The sequence below is a fragment of the Nonomuraea soli genome, from assembly GCF_013761175.1.
In the GTDB taxonomy this organism is placed as follows: domain Bacteria; phylum Actinomycetota; class Actinomycetes; order Streptosporangiales; family Streptosporangiaceae; genus Nonomuraea; species Nonomuraea soli.
In genome coordinates, this window is sequence record NZ_JACDUR010000009.1 from 485,817 (window position 1) to 502,526 (window position 16,710).

At 70.2% G+C, this 16,710-nt stretch carries 14 protein-coding genes and 1 rRNA gene; 4 read left to right on the plus strand and 11 right to left on the minus strand.

Going from position 1 to position 16,710, the window contains the following annotated elements:
- Window positions 1-229 precede the first annotated feature (229 nt).
- The 3 genes from HNR30_RS41280 to HNR30_RS41290 are packed head-to-tail and all read left to right on the plus strand — an operon-like array spanning window position 230 to window position 2,690.
- Entirely contained in the window at window positions 230-796 is a 567-nt protein-coding gene (locus HNR30_RS41280; RefSeq protein ID WP_181615609.1) for a DUF6879 family protein, read from the plus strand.
- The gene (locus tag HNR30_RS41285) at window positions 793-1,926 is read left to right on the plus strand and encodes a hypothetical protein (protein ID WP_220134574.1); all 1,134 of its coding nucleotides are present in this window, start codon (window positions 793-795) and stop codon (window positions 1,924-1,926) included. Before HNR30_RS41280 ends, HNR30_RS41285 begins: the two co-directional genes overlap by 4 nt.
- A complete protein-coding gene (locus HNR30_RS41290; RefSeq protein WP_181615610.1) occupies window positions 1,923-2,690 on the plus strand; it encodes an SDR family oxidoreductase in 768 nt (255 codons plus the stop codon). The genes HNR30_RS41285 and HNR30_RS41290 overlap by 4 nt, the downstream gene beginning before the upstream one ends.
- Here the strand turns inward: HNR30_RS41290 and HNR30_RS41295 are convergent.
- The 10 genes from HNR30_RS41295 to HNR30_RS41340 form a co-directional block, all read right to left on the minus strand.
- Window positions 2,677-4,587, minus strand: coding sequence for a TIGR03960 family B12-binding radical SAM protein (locus HNR30_RS41295; RefSeq protein WP_181615611.1), 1,911 nt, complete (start codon window positions 4,585-4,587; stop codon window positions 2,677-2,679). The genes HNR30_RS41290 and HNR30_RS41295 overlap by 14 nt on opposite strands.
- A gap of 19 nt (window positions 4,588-4,606) precedes the next feature.
- Window positions 4,607-5,770, minus strand: coding sequence for a rod shape-determining protein RodA (gene rodA / locus HNR30_RS41300; protein ID WP_246380140.1), 1,164 nt, complete (start codon window positions 5,768-5,770; stop codon window positions 4,607-4,609).
- Window positions 5,767-7,779 (minus strand): penicillin-binding protein 2, encoded by a 2,013-nt coding sequence (gene mrdA / locus HNR30_RS41305; protein ID WP_181615675.1) that lies wholly within the window; start codon window positions 7,777-7,779, stop codon window positions 5,767-5,769. Before mrdA ends, rodA begins: the two co-directional genes overlap by 4 nt.
- 5 nt (window positions 7,780-7,784) lie before the next feature.
- Window positions 7,785-8,243, minus strand: a complete 459-nt coding sequence (gene mreD / locus HNR30_RS41310) for a rod shape-determining protein MreD (RefSeq protein ID WP_181615612.1) — start codon at window positions 8,241-8,243, stop codon at window positions 7,785-7,787.
- Window positions 8,240-9,118 (minus strand): rod shape-determining protein MreC, encoded by an 879-nt coding sequence (gene mreC / locus HNR30_RS41315; protein ID WP_181615613.1) that lies wholly within the window; start codon window positions 9,116-9,118, stop codon window positions 8,240-8,242. The genes mreD and mreC overlap by 4 nt, the downstream gene beginning before the upstream one ends.
- Complete coding sequence (locus tag HNR30_RS41320; RefSeq protein WP_181615614.1) at window positions 9,115-10,149, minus strand: rod shape-determining protein; 1,035 nt, start codon at window positions 10,147-10,149, stop codon at window positions 9,115-9,117. Before HNR30_RS41320 ends, mreC begins: the two co-directional genes overlap by 4 nt.
- Window positions 10,150-10,338: 189 nt before the next feature.
- On the minus strand, window positions 10,339-10,749 hold the full coding sequence (ndk, locus tag HNR30_RS41325) for a nucleoside-diphosphate kinase (protein WP_181615615.1): 411 nt from the start codon (window positions 10,747-10,749) through the stop codon (window positions 10,339-10,341).
- Between the two features lie 82 nt (window positions 10,750-10,831).
- Window positions 10,832-13,084, minus strand: a complete 2,253-nt coding sequence (locus HNR30_RS41330; protein WP_181615616.1) for a hypothetical protein — start codon at window positions 13,082-13,084, stop codon at window positions 10,832-10,834.
- Between the two features lie 11 nt (window positions 13,085-13,095).
- Complete coding sequence (locus tag HNR30_RS41335) at window positions 13,096-13,437, minus strand: DUF4233 domain-containing protein (RefSeq protein WP_312895014.1); 342 nt, start codon at window positions 13,435-13,437, stop codon at window positions 13,096-13,098.
- A 385-nt stretch (window positions 13,438-13,822) separates the two neighbouring features.
- Window positions 13,823-15,148 carry a bifunctional folylpolyglutamate synthase/dihydrofolate synthase gene (locus HNR30_RS41340; RefSeq protein ID WP_181615618.1) on the minus strand — a complete coding sequence of 442 codons (1,326 nt, stop codon included), beginning with the start codon at window positions 15,146-15,148 and terminating at the stop codon, window positions 13,823-13,825.
- A 38-nt stretch (window positions 15,149-15,186) separates the two neighbouring features.
- On the opposite strand from HNR30_RS41340, the gene HNR30_RS41345 reads away from it, so the two are divergent.
- On the plus strand, window positions 15,187-16,587 hold the full coding sequence (locus tag HNR30_RS41345; protein WP_181615619.1) for a hypothetical protein: 1,401 nt from the start codon (window positions 15,187-15,189) through the stop codon (window positions 16,585-16,587).
- Between the two features lie 49 nt (window positions 16,588-16,636).
- On the opposite strand, the gene rrf is transcribed toward HNR30_RS41345, so the two are convergent.
- Window positions 16,637-16,710, minus strand: a 5S ribosomal RNA gene (gene rrf, locus HNR30_RS50780); the annotation flags it as partial.

Genomic DNA, 16,710 nt, shown 5'->3' on the forward strand with positions numbered 1-16,710 from the left:
CGGCTATTTCCACGGCCTCACGCTGCTCGATCCCGACGAGCACGTCTACGCGCGCCATTCCAGTAAGACCGATTGTCAGATTTGTGGTGTTGCTCCGAAAAGATACTGATCATATGGTCACGATGATCCCGATACCCCTTGATCGGCAAGGAGAGAGCATGAGCAAGCCCACTCCGAAGGCGGGCGGCCACTTCCGCCCTCCCTTTTCCGGAAAGGACGGTATGACCAGGTGCTGGACCGCATCCGCCAGGCCCCAGGGATGCAGCTGAACGCCGCCGACTACGGCGCCGACTTCGACAAGGAGTTCGCCGCCCACAGCGGCGTCGTCTGGAAGCTCGAGCGGCAGCAGTACTTCGACGAGGGTGACCTGGCCAGCTTCCAGGCGGCGATGGCCGGTGACTGGGAGCGGGCCTGGGAACTGCTGGAGGAGTTCCGGCCCACCTTCGCCGCGAGCTTCCCCGACAACATCGACTTCCGGCGGGTCAGGGTGGTCGAGGAGCCGTGGACGCCGTACATGCGCTGGGAGCTGCCCTGGCTGGTCGCCCGCGGGGAGGCGGGCGAGACGTGCAGGGTGGTCCCCGCGAGCCTGGTCGCCGAATACGAGAGCGAGCACCCCGTCCCCGAGCTCGTCCTGATCCACTCCGGCCTGCTCTACCAGGTGCTCTACGACGAGGGCGGCCTGCACACCGGCTGCCGCCGCATCACCGACGCCTCGGTCGTCGAACCCACCCGCGACATCCTGGCCGCGCTGTTCGAGCAAGGCGAGGACCTGCGCTCCTACGTCGAGAGGCAGTGAACCCCCATCCAGGGGCCACGGTCGAGTTCCACCCCCTGGGGTGGCGCCGCGACGGCGACGACTGGATCGTCGGCCGGGTCGACTCGGGCGACTTCGTGGCCGTGCCGGAGGAGGGCCTGCGCGCCGTCCTGCTGCTGGAGCGCGGGGCGACCGTCGGCGAGACCGAGCGGGTGCTCGATCTCGACGCGGCCGACCTCGTCACCGAGCTGTGCCGGGCGGGCCTGGTCCGTACGGCGGGCGGCGTCGCCGTGCCCGCCCCCGACCCCATCCGCGCGACCTTCCCACGCCTGCGGCGCCGGCACGTGCGCTGGGCCCTGCACCCGCTGCTGCCTGCCCTCCTGGCCGTACCCATCCTCTCCGGCCTGCTGCACCTGGACCGCGTGCCCGGCTGGGAGCAGCTGATCTGGTCCGCCAACGGCACCCTGGTCCTGGTCACCTGGACGGCGCTGCTGTGGTCGCTGGTCGGCCTGCACGAGGTGGCCCACCTGGTCACCGCCCGCGCGGCCGGGGTGCCCGCACGCATCTCTCTGGGTACACGCCTGCAGTTCCTCGTCGCCCAGACCGACGTCTCCGGCATCTGGCTGGCCCCGCGCCGGGTCCGCATCACCGTCTACCTGTCGGGCATCGCCGTCGACCTGGCCGTCGCCGGACTGGCGCTGACCTTCGCCGACCTCCACCCGCTGCTCGCCACGATCGTCCTGCTCCAGCTCGGCCGCCTGCTCGCCCAGCTGCTCGTCTTCATGCGCACCGACCTGTACTTCCTGCTGCAGGACCTGACCGGCTGCCGTGACCTGTACGGCGACGCCTCCCGCTACCTGCGCGCCCTGCTGTGCGGCCGGACCGGCACCCTCGGCTCTCTGCCAGGGCGCGAGCGCGCCAGCCTGCGCCTGTACGCCGCCCTGCTCCCCGCCGGGACTCTGGCCTGCCTCGGCTTCGCGATCGTGGTCACCCTTCCGCTGATGGTCACGCTGATCACCGGCGCCCTCGCCACCCTCGCCGCGACCCCCGGACCGCTCGCCGCGGCCGACGCCCTCCTGCTCCTGACCCTGGTCATCGGTCCCGAGGTGCTCTGGGCCAGGGCCTGGTGGCGCAGGCACGGCCCCAGGGTGCGTGCCATCATCGTGCGGTGACGAGAATCCTGATCACCGGGGCCAGCGGCCACGTGGGCAGCGTCGTGGCCAGGCACGCGAGCGCCGCCGGCCTCGAGGTGTACGGCACGCAGGGCTCGCAGGGAGGCGCCTGGCACCGGCTCGACGTGTCGCGGCGCCAGGATGTGCTCGGCCTCTTCGCCGCGATCGATCCGGACATCGTCATCCACACCGCCGCCGGACGCCGCATGGACGACGTCGACGTCATCGCCCACGGCACCGGCCACGTCGCGGAGGCGGCGCGCAAGAGCGGCGCCCGCCTCGTCCACGTCTCGACCGACGCGGTGTTCGCGGGAGACAGGGGCCCCTATGACGAGAGCGCCGGCCCCTGTCCGGTCAACGCCTACGGCAGGGCCAAGGCCCTCGCCGAGCAGCACATCTCCGCCGGCGACCTCCTGGTGCGCATCTCGCTGGTGCTCGGCGACGGCAGCAAGCACGAACGGCTGGTCCACGATCCGGGCGCCGTGCACTACACGAACGCCCTGCGCAGCCCGTCGCACGTCGAGGACCTGGCGCAGGCGCTGGTCACCCTCGCGGGCACCGGCCTGTCGGGGATCGTCCACCTGGCGGGCGCCGACGACCTCAGCCGCTACGAGGTGGCCAGGCTGATCGCCGAACGCGACGGCCTGGACCCCGACGCCGTCAAGGGTGCCGTCGCCGCCCAGCCGTACCCCACCGACACCCGGCTGCGCAGCACCCGATGGCCGGTGCTGCGCGGAGCGCGGGAGTTTCTCAGACGACCGTGAGCGGCAGCAGCTTCTTGCCGGTCGGCCCGATCTGGATCTCGGTGCCCATGGCCGGGCAGACGCCGCAGTCGTAGCACGGCGTCCACCGGCAGTCTTCGACCTCGGCCTCGTTGACGGCGTCCTGCCAGTCGTGCCACAACCACGAGCGGTCGAGCCCGGCGTCGAGGTGGTCCCACGGGAGCACCTCGTTCTCCTCGCGCTCGCGCGTGGTGTACCAGTCGACGTCGACCCCCACCTGCTCGGCGCAGTCGAGCCAGCGCCGGTAGGAGAAGTGCTCGCTCCAGCCGTCGAAGCGCCCGCCGTCCTCCCAGACGGCGCGGATGACGGCGCCCACCCGGCGGTCGCCGCGCGAGAGCAGTCCTTCGACGATCGAGGGCTTGCCGTCGTGGTAGCGGTAGCCGATCGCCCTGCCGTACTGCTTGTCGTTGCGCAGGGAGTCTTTCAGCGCCATGAGGCGCCGGTCGACGGTCTCGGCGTCGGTCTGGCCCGCCCACTGGAACGGCGTGTGCGGCTTGGGCACGAACCCGCCGATGGAGACCGTGCAGCGGATGTCGCGCGAACCGGTGGCCTCGCGGCCCGCCTGGATGACCTTCTTGGCCAGGTCGGCGATGCCGAGCACGTCCTCGTCGGTCTCGGTGGGCAGCCCGCACATGAAGTACAGCTTGACCTGACGCCAGCCCTGGGAGTAGGCGGCGGTGACGGTGCGGATCAGGTCTTCCTCGGTGACCATCTTGTTGATCACCTTGCGCATGCGCTCGGAGCCGCCCTCGGGGGCGAAGGTCAGGCCGGAGCGGCGGCCGTTGCGCGAGAACTCGTTCGCGAGGTCGATGTTGAAGGCGTCGACCCGGGTCGAGGGCAGCGACAGCGAGGTGTTGGTGCCCTCGTAGCGGTCGGCCAGGCCCTTGGCGACCTCGCCGATCTCGGAGTGGTCGGCGCTCGACAACGACAGCAGGCCGACCTCGTTGAAGCCCGACTCCTTGATGCCGTTCTCGACCATCGCGCCGATCGTCGTGATCGAACGCTCGCGCACCGGGCGGGTGATCATGCCCGCCTGGCAGAAGCGGCAGCCGCGCGTGCAGCCGCGGAAGATCTCGACGCTGAAGCGCTCGTGGACCGTCTCGGCCAGCGGCACCAGCGGCTTCTTCGGGTAGGGCCACTCGTCGAGGTCCATGACGGTGTGCTTGTGAACCCGCCACGGCACGCCGGAACGGTTGGGCGCCACCCGGGCGATGCGCCCGTCGGGGTGGTAGGTCACGTCGTAGAACTTCGGCACGTAGACGCCGCCCGACTCGGCCAGGCGCATCAGCAGCTCGTCGCGGCCGCCGGGGCGGCCCTCCGCCTTCCATTCGCGGATGACCTCGGAGATGGCGATGGAGATCTGCTCGCCGTCGCCGAGCACGGCCGCGTCGATGAAGTCGGCGATCGGCTCGGGGTTGAACGCCGCGTGACCGCCGGCGATGACGATCGGATCGTCGTCGCCGCGCTCGGCCGCCACGAGCGGGATGCCCGCCAGGTCGAGCGCGGTCAGCATGTTGGTGTAGCCGAGCTCGGTCGAGAACGAGACGCCCAGCACGTCGAAGGCGCGCACGGGACGGTGGCCGTCGACCGTGAACTGCGGCACGTCGTGCTCGCGCATGAGCTTCTCGAGGTCGGGCCAGACGGAGTAGGTGCGCTCGGCCAGGGTGCGCGGCAGCTCGTTGAGGATCTCGTAGAGGATCGCGACGCCCTGGTTGGGCAGGCCGACCTCGTAGGCGTCGGGGTACATCAGCGCCCAGCGCACGTCGGCGTCGTCCCAGTCCTTGACGGTCGAGTTCAGCTCACCCCCGACGTACTGGATCGGCTTCTGCACCTTGGGCAGGAGCGCTTCCAGGCGGTGGAACACAGACTCGACAGACATACGTCCAGACTATCGGCACTCAGTGAAAGCTCTGCTCGCGAATGCGGATGGCCTGCAGAAGTCCGATGGCGATGAGATTCGCGAATGTGGACGTACCGCCATAAGAGACGAACGGCAGCGGCAAGCCCGTGATCGGCATGATCCCGACCGTCATCCCGATGTTCTCGAACGTCTGGAACGCCAGCCAGCACACGATCGACCCCGCCACCAGCGTGCCGAACCTGTCCTCGCACTGCCGCGCGATCTGCAGCCCCCGCACCAGCACCACGGCCAGCAGCGCCACCACGGTCACCGAGCCGAGGAAGCCGAACTCCTCGCCCGCCACGGTGAAGATGAAGTCGGTGTGCTGCTCCGGCACGAACCGCCCGGTCGTCTGCCCGCCGTCGAACAGTCCCTTGCCGAACAGCCCGCCCGAGCCGATGGCGATCATCGACTGGGTGCTGTTGTAGCCGACGCCCCGAGGGTCGTGCGTGGGGTCGAGGAAGGCGGTCAGGCGCGCGATCTGGTACGGCTCCAGCAGCTCGAAGTACCAGACGGCCACCGCACCCGCCACGGCGATCAGCCCGAGCAGCAGCAGGTACCTGCGGCGGATCCCCGCGATCGCCAGCGCGCCCACGGTGATCACGGCCATGACCAGCGTGGTGCCGAGGTCGGGCTGGAGCATCACCAGCGCCATCGCCAGCCCCGACGCCATCAGCGCGAACAGCACGTCGAGCATGCGCGGCCGGTCGGTGCCCTCGGCCGGCTGGGCCAGCAGCATCGCCAGCATCAGCACCAGGCCGAGCTTGGCGAACTCCGACGGCTGGAAGGCGAATCCGCCGCCGAGCGTGATCCAGGAGTGCGAGCCGTTGATGGTGGAGCCCAGCGGCGTCAGCACGACGACGAGGCCCAGCAGCGACAACACGTAGACGAGCGGCGCGTAGGCGCGCATGAGCCGATGGTCGACCATCGCGACCGCGCTGCACAGCGCCGCCCCGATGGCCAGGTTGAGCATGTGCTTCTTGACCAGGCCCGTCGAGCCCGGCGCCCAGGTGCGGGTCGACGACCAGACCAGCAGCGTGCCGATCACGCACAGCGAGGCGACCGCGACGAGCAGCACGGCGTCCAGGCGCCAGACCGCCGACTGGGCGCCGAGTTTGGTGAAGGCCCGGCGCCGGGCCAGGAGCGTGCGATCGACCATCATCGGCGCACCGTCCCGTCCCTGGCGATCTGCGGCAGTCTGGACACCGGCTTGATGGGCTGCTGGTTCTTGATGCCGTAGATGCCCTCGTAGATCTCGCGCACGGCGGGCGCGGCGCTCTGGCCGCCCATGCCGCCCTGGGAGACCATCACGACCACCACGTACTTCGGCTTCGAGGTCGGGGCGAAGGAGGCGAACCAGGAGGTGTCCGCCTTGCCGTACACCTCGGCCGTGCCGGTCTTGCCGCCGATCTTCACCTGGTCCATCGGGAAGCCGCTGAACGCCCCGGCCGCGGTGCCGTCGGAGGCCACCTGGCTGAGCGCGTTCTTGATGTAGGCCCGCTCCTTGGCGTTGATGGGCAGCTTGCCCACCACCGGGACCTCGATCTTCTTGACCTGCGTGCCGTCCGGCCGCACCAGCGCCCAGCCCACCCGCGGGCTGCGCAGCCTGCCGTCGCCCACGAGCGCCACGTAGGCCCTGGCGAGCTGGAGCGGCGTGACGAGCACGTCACCCTGGCCGATGGAGAAGTTGGCGGCGTCACCGGGGCGCAGCAGGTAGCCCTCGACGCAGTTCTCGTAGGCCAGCCGCTTCAGGAACGCGGCCTTGGTTCTGTTCTTGACGCCGGGGTAGCCGGTGCGCGAGGCCTTGCAGTTGTCGGCGCTGGTCTGCGCCCACAGGTCCTTCTTCCAGTCACGGTCGGGGATGCGTCCCGCCGACTCGCCCGGCACGTCGATGCCGGTCGGGCTGCCGAAGCCGAAGGCCCGCGCGGTGTTGGCGAAGCGCTCCTTCGGCGTCTTCTTCGGGTGCAGCCCGCCGTCCTTGATCCACTGCTCGTAGGAGGCCTTGTAGAAGATCGTGTCGCACGACTTCACCAGCGCCGTGTGCATCGTCAGGGTGCCCAGCGGGATGCCGCGGAAGTTGTGGAAGGGCCGGTCGCCCACCATGAACGCGCCGGGGCAGCCGTAGTGCCCGTTGATCGGGTAGCCGGAGCGCAGCATCGCGGCCACCGAGGAGACCTTGAAGGTCGAACCCGGCGCGAACTCCCCCTTGATCGCACGCGACACCAGCGGCTTGCCCGCCTTGTCCGACAGCAGCTGCTGATACTCCCGCTCCGAGATGCCGCCGGTCCACACCGCGGGGTCGTAGCCGGGCGCGCTGGCCATGGCCACGACCCGGCCCGTCCGCGCGTCGAGCACCACGCCCGCCGCGCCGTCGGCCCGCGGGGCCCGCTTCATCGCCCCGTGGACCGCCCGCTCGGTGAACGCCTGGATACGCGCGTCGATGCTGGTGATCAGCGTGTCGCCGGTCGTCGGTGCGACCTGCTGCTCGATCCCGATGACCTTGCCGAGCCTGTCGACCTGGATCTTGCGCAGCCCCGGCGCGCCGCGCAGCGCCTCGTCGTAGGTGGCCTCCAGTCCGTCGCGGCCGACCAGGTCCACGCCGGAGAAGCCGGACTTCAGGCCCTCCCGCCGGTCGAGCTCCTCCTGCGTCACCGGCTGCAGGTAGCCCAGCAGCTGCGCCGCCGCCCTGCCGTTCGGGTACTGGCGGACCGCCTGCACCTCGGCGGTCACCCCGGGGAACTCCTCCTGGCGCTCCAGGATGGTCAGCGCCTCACGCGTGGTCACCTTCTCGTCGATGGGGATCGGCTGGTACGGCGAGCCTGGCCAGCACGGCCTGGTCACCCCGGGCCCGCACGGCCTGATGCGCTTCTCCAGCGTCTTGACCGGCCGCCCCAGGACCGACGCCAGGCGCGTGAGCACGCTCCTGTCCTTGGCGATCTCGTTGCGGTCGACCGAGACGACCAGGGCCGTGCGGTTGCGCACCAGAGGGCGCCCCGCCGCGTCGAGGATCTGCCCTCGCACGGCCGGCACGACCACGTCCCTGGTCCGCGTCTCGGCGGCCGCCGACACGAACTCCTGGCCGCGCATGACCTGCACCTGCCACAGCCGTACGGCAAGCGCGGCCAGCAGCGTCAGCACCATGACGTGCAGCACCACCAGCCGGGTCCGCATGCGGTTCACGAGGCGTACCTCCGGTCGCCGCGGGTGGTCAGCCACACGACCACCGGAGCCAGCAGCAGCGTGTAGGCCGCGGTGACCGGCATGACCTCGGCCATGGCCTCCAGCGTCACCCGGGGGTCGCCGATCAGCCCGCCGACCGCTGCCGCCAGCGGCGGAGCGGCCAGCACGCAGACGATGACCGTGGGAACCATGCCGCCGATCCCCCGCCCGGCCAGGAAGCCGATCAGCGCGTACACGAACGCGTACTGCCCCACCACGTGCGCGGTCGGCGGGATCAGGTCGGCCACCAGCCCGCCGCAGAAGCCCATCACCGCCCCGGCCAGCGGGCCGCGGGTCAGGGCCAGCCCGATCACCGTCAGCAGCACCACGTCGGGCGCGCCCATCGGCAACGGCAGCCGGTTGACCAGCATCACCTGCACCAGGACCGCCGCGACCAGCGCCAGCGCCGCGATCACCGCTCCCCCTGAAGGACGGGCAGCACGGCGTCCCTCGGATCCCGCTTGGGCGCCTTGACCACGACGCCCACCACGTCCAGCGAGGTCAGGTCCACGAACGGCCGCGCGTAGGCGATACGCGTCAGCTCGCCGGGAGTCGCCTCCACCCGCTCGATCACCCCGATCGGCACGCCCGACACGTACGGCGCGGCCTTCTGCGAGCCGAAGCTCACCAGGCGCAGCCCTGGCGCCAGCGGCGCGGTGGAGTCGAGCAGCCTGAAACGCACCAGCTTGCCCCCGTGTCCCACCCCGCTGACGACGCCGATCTCGTTGCCGCCCTCCAGGCGCGCTCCGGCCGACGAGGCGGGATCGCTCAGCAGCACCACCGTCGACGTGGTCGTGCCGGCCTGCACCACCCGCCCGATCAGGCCGTAGCCGTTCAGCACGGTCATGTCCGTCCGCACGCCGTCGTCGGTGCCCGCGTCGATCTCGACGGCGTCCTCGAAGCCCGGATGGCCGCGCCTGGCCACGACGTTCGCCGACACCACGGTGTAACCGCCCAGCCCCGACAGGCCCAGCATGCTCCTGAGCTCCTGCGAACGTTTGCGGTCCAGGGCCGAGGCGGACAGCCCCGCCCGCAGCCTGGCGTTCTCCTCCTCCAGCCGCTTGATGCGGTCCTGCGCCCCCGGCGCGCCCGCCATGGCGGAGAAGAACGACGCCACCGGGCGGCCGACCGCGCCCCCGAACTGCTCCGCCGTACCGAAGACCGCCGCCCCCATGCCGCGCAGCGGGCCCAGCGGGGAGTCCTGCCCCGTCCGGTGATCGATGGTCAGGATCACGAGCGCCGCGGTCAGCAGCAGTCCCAGGATCAGCCTGGCGCGGCGCGTGTCCCTCATGAGTGACGCGCCTCCGGAACCAGGACCTGCTGCAGGCCGTCGAACTCCTCCACGCACCGGCCCGAGCCCAGCGCCACCGAGTCGAGCGCGTTGTCGACCAGGTGCACCGGCATGCCCGTCTCGATCTTCAGCCGCTCCTCCATGCCCTTGAGCAGCGCTCCGCCACCGGTGAGGGCGATGCCCCTGTCCATGATGTCGCCCGACAGCTCGGGCGGGCACTTGTCGAGCGTGGTGCGCACGGCGTCGACGATGGCGTTGACCTGTTCCTCCGTGGCCCTGCGGATCTCCTCCGCGCTCACCACGATCGTCTTGGGCAGCCCGCTCACCAGATCACGGCCACGGATCTCGGCATGACAGTCGTCGCCGGTGTCGCAGGCCGAGCCGATCGCCATCTTGATCTCCTCGGCGGTGCGCTCGCCGAGCATCAGGGAGTACTCCTTCTTGGCGAAGCTGATCACCGCCTGGTCCAGCTCGTCGCCGCCGACGCGGATCGACTGGCTGGTCACGACGCCGCCCATCGAGATGATCGCCACCTCGGTCGTGCCGCCGCCGATGTCGACCACCATGTTGCCGGTCGGCTCGTGCACCGGCAGCCCGGCGCCCAGCGCCGCCGCCATCGGCTCCTCGATGATGTACACCTTGCGCGCGCCGGCCTGGTAACCGGCCTCCTTGACCGCCCGCTGCTCCACCCCGGTGATGCCGCTCGGCACCGCGATGATGATGCGCGGCTTGGCGAAATGGCGGCGCTTGTGCACGCGCTGGATGAAATAGCGCAGCATGCGCTCGGTGACGTCGAAGTCGGCGATGACGCCGTCCTTCAGCGGGCGCACGGCCACGATGTTGCCGGGCGTGCGCCCGATCATGCGCTTGGCCTCGATGCCCACCGCGACGATCTTGCCGGTGGCGGTGTTGATGGCGACGACCGACGGTTCGTTCAGAACGATGCCGCGGCCGCGCACGTAGACCAGCGTGTTGGCCGTGCCGAGATCGACCGCCATGTCGCGGCCGAGAAAGGCGAGCTTGCTACCCATGGGGAAAGGAGCCTTCCGTCACGTCGTACGCGGATGACTGCGGATCGCATCCGAATCGTAACGTGACGTACCCATCACTGAGCGCGATGAGAGCGTCCACACCAGAAAAATCTTGTCTCACTTCTTTAACATGCAAAAAGCCTGCCGCCCCCCAGCGTTGTGGGGTACGGCAGGCTCAGCGCCCGGCGCTCAGAAGCGGTCGGGGAAGAAGATCTTGATCTCGCGGGCGGCGGACTCGGGCGAGTCGGAGCCGTGGACGACGTTCTCGCCGATCTCCAGGGCGTGGTCGCCGCGGATCGTGCCGGTGTTGGCCTTCACCGGGTCGGTGGCGCCGGCCAGCTGGCGGAACGCCTCGATCGCGCGCGGGCCCTCGACCACCAGCGCCACCAGCGGCGCGGAGGTGATGAACTCGACCAGCTCGCCGAAGAACGGCCGCTCGGTGTGCTCGGCGTAGTGCGCCTTGGCGGTCTCGGCGTCGAGGGTGCGCAGGTCCATGGCGACGACCTTGAGGCCCTTGCGCTCAATGCGGGCGATCACGTCACCGATGAGGCCACGCTTCACCCCGTCGGGCTTGATCAGGACAAGAGTGCGCTCGGACACTGGAGGTTCTCCTTTGAACAGGTCATGGTCATGAGTCGCGACGAAGGCGCGTGACGACGCTCAGCTTACCGTCAAGCGGCGGTCAGACGGTGTCCTCCGGGGACTGGGCGGGGGGTGGGACCACGGGGAGCTTGAGTGCGTCGCCGGTGATGCGGGGCACTTCCCCGGTGGGGGCGTCGTCCCGCTCGTCGTCATCGGCGCCGGGCGCGGCGGCCCTGTGCTCGGCCGACTCCACGGGCCTGTGCTCGGCCGACTCGACGGGCCTGCGCTCGCCCGACTCGACGGGCCTGTGCTCACCCGACTCGACGTCTGCCCCTTCACTCACCTCGGCGGCGCTCTCGTGGCTCCTTGCCCCGGGCGCCACCTGGGGCGCTGTCTGTGGCCCCTCGCCGGCCCCTGCAGCGCCACCCTCGCCCGCCTGCGCCCCGGTCTCTGCATCGGCCCCTGTCCCGGCCGCTGACGCAGGCCCCTCTCCGGCCCCTGCGCGACCCCCGTGGCCAACGCGCCCCGACTCCTGCGACGCCGCCTGAGGCACCTCTCGCGGCGCTACGGGTGACGCCGCGCCCTTACCCACGACCTCAGCCCCGCGCCCCTCACCGCCAAGGCCCTCCCCGGATCGGCCCTCGGCGCCCGGCACACCCTTCCCCGCGCCCCTGCCATCGCCAGAACTCCGCCCCCCGGCAGCACCCCGACGCTCGTCAGCCAGCGCCTTGACCTCCCTCACAGGGGCCGCATCGCCATCCTCCTGCCGAGCCACCACCACGGAAGCCAGCACCGGCGCCTCGGCCCCTCCCGAGTCCTCGCCCGAAAGCGAGCTCCCCGGCACAGCGGCAGGCGCGGGCGCCGGAACCACGGGCACCACCGGCGTCTCCTCGGCAACCGCCTCCCGAGTCCCCTTCCCCCCGCCGGACCCCGGCACGACCTCCGGAGCCCCACCACCCGCCACCGGCTCCCTGCGCGCACGCCACGACGCCAGCACGATGATCGCCACCACCAGGAACCCGCCCAGAAGCGCCCACAGATGCAGCGCCCCCACGAAGTTGTCGACCAACTGCTGCTGGTTCCGCGCCTCCCGCAGCAGCGTCACCTGCACCCCGGTCCCCAGCAGATAACCCGCCAGCACCCCGGGGAAGCACAAGGTGAGCGCGAAGAGCGCCCCGCCGATGGCCGCCTGCCGTACAGCGGCCGTCAGGGCCACCGCGGCGCCCGCCGCCAGGAACGTGAAAGGCACCACCAGCCACATCCCGGCCGAAGTCGGCACCATCGCCCGCACGCAGCACAGGCCCATGACGATGGCGAGCAGCCCGGCGGGAACCATCCACCGGTGCGAGTCGCGCCCCCACCGCACGACCGCCACCGCGGCGACCACCGCCAGGACGGCGGCGATGGCGAACGGCTTCCACAGCCCGCTCAGCCCCGGCCCGCCCAGCCCGCCCATCTCGACGTAGGTGGTCTGCGCGGCGCTGGGCAGCAGCACCACGCCCACCGCGACGGTGGCGTACGCGAGTGTGCGCCCGCTGGAGGCGCCGATCGAGGCCAGCGTGAGCAGCGCGCCCACGGACAGCACCGCGGCCACGATCACGAGCCCGGCGCCCCAGTCGCTGTAGGTGGTGCCGACGGCCAGCGCGGCGATGCCCGCCGCGGGGACCGCCGACATCGTCAGGCGGCTGCTCTCGACACCCTGCGGCCGGGGCGCGGCGTTCTGGCCGCTCAGCACCCACAGCACGAAGTAGATCGCCGCCAGGCCCAGCGCGATGCCGGTCACCATCGGGTACGGCTGGAGCGTGATCTGCCAGCTGGTGGCCCCGTCGAGCGGCCACAGCGCCAGCGCCTGGGCGGTCAGCAGGCCGGCCGAGAGCGCACCGGCCCAGATCGCCCGCATCACCATGCCCCGGTCCCAGACGGCGACGAGCGTGGCGGGCAGCAACAGCCCGGCGCCGACGCCGTGGGCCACGCGCAGCACTCCGACCATCCAGGTGGAGCCGGCGAACCCGCCCAGCGCGTCGGCGAGCGCCAGCAGTGCCAGCCCGCCCACCAGGACGTGCGCCACCTTCCACCGGCGCAGCGCGATCGCCGCGAGCGGGACGGTGAGCATCGTCGCCGGAACCGACAGACCGTGGGCCCGCATGAGCCCGACCCGGTCCATGTCCGGCGGCAGCAGGTGCGCCACGACCGAGACGGTGTTCGGGATGGCGAGGATCGCGAGCGGAAGCACGACCACGATGAGCAGCCCGAGCACGACATCGAAGAGCACGGGCTTGGAGTGCCAGGCTGCGCTGGCTTCCGGTCCCGCGGGCGCCGCCTGCTGGGACCGCTGAATGGGGGGGACGGCCATGTAGGCCGACTTTAGCGGGAAGTCACGCCCTCGACACGGCGAGCGACGATAATCGCGGTGATCCAGAGCGCCGCGAAGATCACTCCGAGGAAGAACATGGCCGGTACGAGGAAGCCCGTGGCGATCGCCAGGACCTGCAGGAAAGAGCCCGCGACGTAGGCCCATGGCCGCTTCAGCATGCCGGTCACGACGACGCACAGCACCGCCAGCCCGACACCCGCCGTCACCGCGACGGCCGGCTCGACCTTGTTCACCATGATCGCCACCGGCGTCACGAGGCCGACGACGATCGCCTCCATGCCAAGCACCGTGGCACACAACCGCCGCAGTCCCGGCGTGACCTCGAACTTCACGACCCGCCTCCGTCCTTCACGCCTGCCATCCTCCACCACGGGCACGCCGGTCACCCAACGCACCCCTCCCCAGAGCGGGCCGCTCACGGTCATCCGGGCACGAGCCTCGAAGCCCGAACCGGCCACACTCACCCGCCGACACCACCCGCACCCCAGCCGCCCCACCAGCGGCCCCACCAGCGGCCCCACCGGCGGCCACTCTGCAGCACTCACTCGGCGCCTGCAGACGCGCGCCAAGTTCCCTCGGCGCCTGCAGACACCTCGCCAAGTTCCCTCGCCGCCTGCAGAGCCTCACCCGGCGCCCGCGGACCCCACGTCAACCTCACCCGATGCCCGAAGGCACCTCACCAGTCCCCGCCAAGCCCGCCACGCCCCGTACAGCTCGTCAGTCCTCGTCGCCCGCATTCAGCAGGTGCCGCGCATCCCCCGCCGTGATCACCGACCCCGTGATCAGCACACCCGTCCCGCTGAACTCCCCGGCAGCGTCGGCGATCCCGATCCCCCGGTCGATGGCGTCGTCGATCCGCTCCACCACATGCACCCGGTCCGGCCCGAAGTACTCCGCCGCCAGTTCCCCCAGCTCGTCGGCCGGCATCGCGCGTGGTGACGAGTTCGTCGTCACCACGATCTCCTCGAACACCGGCTCCAGCAGCTCCAGGATCCCGGACACGTCCTTGTCCCGCATGACCGCCACGACCCCGATGACCTTCGCGAAGTCGAACGCCTCGTCCAGCGCCTCGATGGTCGCCTTGACGCCGCCGGTGTTGTGCGCCGCGTCGACCACCACGGTCGGCCCCCGGCGCACCACTTCCAGCCGTCCGGGCGACGTCACCTGCGCGAACGCCTGCCGTACCAGCTCCACGTCGAGCGGATCGTCACCGCCGGTCAGCGCCTCCGCCGCCGCGAGCGCGCACACGGCGTTGCTCGCCTGGTGAGCGCCGTACAGCGGCAGATACACCTCGTCGTAGACGCCCTTGAGCCCGCGCAGCGTCAGCAACTGCCCGCCCATCGCGACCTCGCGCGCGAGCACCCCGAACTCCAGCCCTTCGCGAGCCACGACGACACCCGTCTCGGCGGCCTTGACCATCAGCACCTCGGCAGCTTCCAGCTCCTGCTGCGCCAGCACCACGGTCTGGCCGGGCTTGATGATCCCCGCCTTCTCCCCCGCGATGCTCGGAATGTCGGGCCCGAGCCGGTCCATGTGGTCGAGCGAAATCGGCGTGATCACCGCGACGGCCCCGTCGGCGACGTTCGTCGCGTCCCACGTGCCGCCCATCCCGGTCTCGATGACGGCCACGTCGACGGGCGCGTCGGCGAACACCGAGAACGCCATCGCCGTCAGGAACTCGAAGAACTGGATCCGCCGCCCGCCGTCCTTCTCGAGCAACTCCACGTACGGCAGCAGCTCTTCGTACGCCTCGGTGAACTTCTCCTCGCTGAGCGGCTTGCCGTCGACGACGATGCGCTCGCGCATATGGACCAGGTGCGGGCTGGTGAACCTGCCCACGCGCAGATTCCGCTCCCGCAGCAGCGTCTCCGTCATGCGTGCCGTACTCGTCTTGCCGTTGGTGCCCGCGATGTGCACGATCGGATAAGCCCTCTGCGGCTCGCCGAGCAGCTCCAGGAGGCTCTTGACCCTCTCACGCGTCGGGTCGAACTCCCACTCGACGCCTCGGGTGATGATGGCTTGCTCAACTGCTCGATAGTCCACCCTCCAACCCTACTGAGGGCACTGCCATGATCTGGCCTGTGTACTTCATCAACCGGGACTGGACGGCCGGCCCGCTCAGCAAGACGGTCAGGCATTTCCCCGGAGTATCGATGCTGGAGTGGTTCCAGGCCCTGTGGCAGCCAGGCGGGCTGGAGACGGCGCAGCAGACGCTCGGATGTCGCGAAGGGAGGCTCGAGAGCATCTGCACCAGTGGTCACCCGCCGCCTCGCACCCTGGAGGACCTGCGAAATCTCATCCGTATCGTCTGGTGGGCCGATCATCACTTCCGGATGGACGAGCGGAGCATCCGCATCTTCGTCGCCGATCTGTGGTACGAGACCGCCTACTACTTCGTCGAGGATGCCGTTGTCGCCGAGAACCCCGAGCGCTGGTCCTACATCGTTCACGATGACTGGCGCCTCCCCGACGCAGACGACCACATCGACGACGTCCCCCCATTCGTCTCTCCCGTCCCCGTCCGCCTACCGCACTCTCCTCCGGCAACCGGCAGCCCCGGGGCGACGTACCTACTGGTGACACACCTGCCGGCCAAGCACGACGGTCTCGCGTGGGACAGCCCGGACCAGATTCCAGGCGTACGGCTACCGCAACTGGTCGATGTGTTACCCACCCTCGACACCGACGGCCTCGGCCAAGACCTCGTCTGCTTGCAGGGCCTCATCGAGCCTGGCGACGCGGACCTGACCCCCGCCCTCGATCGTCGCAGCAGGCTCCCCGCAGACCTCGACGAATTCCCTGATGACGAGCAGGCGAACGACCAGACGCTCTTCCACGTGGGACGGCACCTGGCTCAGATGTGCTTCTACTCCGACGAGTACAGCGGGTACCGCCAGTGGTTCGCCTTCGACGACATCTGGGCGGCCTCCCACCGCGATCTGGCCACCTCTCTGGTGCACTATGCCTTCCACTGGGATCCCCTGTGCGCCAGACGTCACGACTTCTACGAACCGTGCGTCACCGAAGGAGCCATCGAGCTCGATCTCCTCTGGACCGACTCGGTGCGCGACTACGAGACCTACGATGAGCCGGCCATATTGGAACTGCTCCAGCACCCGGCTCCGACGGTGGACGCGCTGTTGCCGGATGGTGAGGGCGAAAAGCGCGTTCTGGTCATCGTCAAAGCCCACACGAACAGTGACCCTGTGATAGTCGGCGTCATCGGCCTGCTGCTGAACACCCCCAGCCCAGGGATGGTCGACATCCGGCTCCTCCGGTCCGTTTCGGATCGACCAGACGCACCGTCCCGTGCTCTCAAGGCCATCTGCTGGGCCCTGCGGCTGGAAGGCTTCGAACGCGTGACGCTCCTGACGAGGATTCTGCAGCCCCGGCAACTCGCGAAGGTGTTGCGCCATCAGGTCGTCGAGCGCAACGGGCGGATCGACGTCCACCTGTCGGAGATCTCCCGGCCCTTCCGGTAACGCAGAAAGGCCCACCCGGAGACCGGGTGGGCCTTTCTGATCAATATTTGTGCGGCGGCGACCTACTCTCCCACACCCTGGCGAGTGCAGTACCATCGGCGCAGAGAAGCTTAACTTCCGGGT